This is a genomic window from Streptomyces niveiscabiei, from assembly GCF_001419795.1.
Classification (GTDB): Bacteria; Actinomycetota; Actinomycetes; order Streptomycetales; family Streptomycetaceae; genus Streptomyces; species Streptomyces niveiscabiei.
In genome coordinates this window covers 1-1,735 of sequence record NZ_LIRL01001137.1, presented here as the reverse complement: position 1 = coordinate 1,735, position 1,735 = coordinate 1, and the positions used below count along the sequence as shown (strand labels likewise).

Here is a 1,735-nt window from a genome sequence, read left to right as displayed (position 1 = left end):
GGGGCCAGGGAGCGGTACCGCGTGGCCCTCGTACGGCAGGGCGGCGGCGATCGCGCGCAGGTGCGCGAGGTCCTCGGGGTCGAGGGGGCCCGCGCGCCAGGCGTCGTCCCCGGCGGGCCCGCACCAGGACGGGCAGGGCGCGCTCCACGGGCAGTGACAGCGCCGGGGCCTGTCGGCGGCGGGCCCCGGCCGCGCCGTGCGGCCGTACGACCGTCAGGTCCGTGATGTCACCGGCGGGCAGCGGGCCGTCCTCGGGGTCCCAGAACGCGACGCGGCCCGCGCGGGGCAGCGGGGCGGGCAGGAAGACGGCCGCCAGCCGCGAGGGCACCTCCACAGCCTGCTCGTCCATGCGCTTCGTCCACCTCCGCCCGTGTCTCGGATCCGGTCGTCTCCGACTCTACGGGCGGGGTCTGACAATCGGTCCCGGAGACCGGCCGGGGCCGCCTCCCACGGGGTCTCAGGGGCTGGTGCGGGAGACGACGTACACGAACGGGTTGTCGGCGTTCCAGGTGTTCACGACGACGTCCAGGGTCGGTTTCGGGTTCTTCTCGGCCCTCACCAGGCCGAAGTGGTCGCCGGGGCGGGCGCCCGGGCCGGTGAAGTCCCAGCCGGTGATGCCCTGGTCGCGCGCGTTGACGGCGATCTCGCCCTTGACCAGGTCGGCGCGGGTGAGCCCGAGGTCGGCGAGGAACTCGTCCAGCCCGGCGTTCGTCGTCTGGAACTGGACGTACAGGCGGCTGGTGCGCCAGTTGTTGGTCTCGTAGTACGCGACGTTGACCGAGGGGTGCGGGACCGGTACGTCGTACAGGCGGCGCTGCACCTTCGACGGCCAGCCCTTGGTGAGGCCGGTCGCCGAGTACTTGGCCTCCTTGTCCTTGCCGCTGTCCCGGCTCTGCGCGGCGGAGATCACCAGGTAGCCCGCCGGTACGCCGATCAGCAGCACGATGATCAGCAGGGTGAGCGCCCTGCGCCGGATCACGTGTCCGCGGTCCTCCGGGGGGCGCGACGGCTCGTCCGGGGGCGCCGCCTGCCGGGGCAGCGCCGCGGTCACGCCGAGTCCTGCGTACGGCGCGTCTCGGCGAACCGCTCGTAGCGCTCGTACCGCTCCACGCGGCGCCGCTTCGCGCGGCGGAACCGGCGGGCCACCAGGCGGGCCAGGTCGGCGGCGCCCACCATGCCGGCCTCGGGGCCGAGCTGCGCGCGCACGATGCGCGCCTCGGGGCGGTAGCCGCGGCCGGTGAGCTGGCGCTTGAACGCGTCCCGCGCGGGCGCGATGAGCAGGTCGTCGGCGGCCGACACGCCGCCGCCGATCACGAAGCAGGACGGGTCGAGGGCGGCGGCCAGGTTGGCGATGCCGACGCCGAGCCACTGGCCGATGTCCTGGAGCAGTTCGACGCACATCGCGTCGCCCTCGCGCGCCAGCTCCGTGATCGTCGGGCCGGTGATGTCGTCGATCTGGCCCTTGACGTGCTCGATGAGCCCGTACGCGACCGGCGAGTCCGCCGCCGCCAGTTCCTTCGCCTCGCGCACGAGCGCGTTGCCCGAGCTGTACTGCTCCCAGCAGCCGCGGTTGCCGCACGGGCAGCGGTGGCCGCCGGGGACGACCTGCATGTGCCCGAACTCGCCCGCCACGCCGTACTTGCCGCGCTTGACCTGGCCGTCCTCCAGGATCGCGCCGCCGATGCCGGTGCCCAGCGTGATCATCACCAGGTGGTCCTCGCCGCGGCCCGCGCCG

At 74.4% G+C, this 1,735-nt stretch carries 2 protein-coding genes and 1 pseudogene; all 3 read right to left on the bottom strand.

The genetic code is table 11. The features are described from left to right. Positions 1–349, bottom strand: a pseudogene (locus tag AOK24_RS46985) (ATP-dependent helicase); the annotation flags it as partial. 108 nt (positions 350–457) lie between these two features. After that, positions 458–1,051: a hypothetical protein gene (locus tag AOK24_RS41040; protein WP_055724993.1), complete on the bottom strand. Its 594-nt coding sequence runs from the start codon at positions 1,049–1,051 to the stop codon at positions 458–460. Then, the coding region (locus AOK24_RS41035) for an ROK family protein (protein WP_159052174.1) at positions 1,048–1,735 on the bottom strand (688 nt) is incomplete at its 5' end. The genes AOK24_RS41035 and AOK24_RS41040, both read right to left, overlap by 4 nt.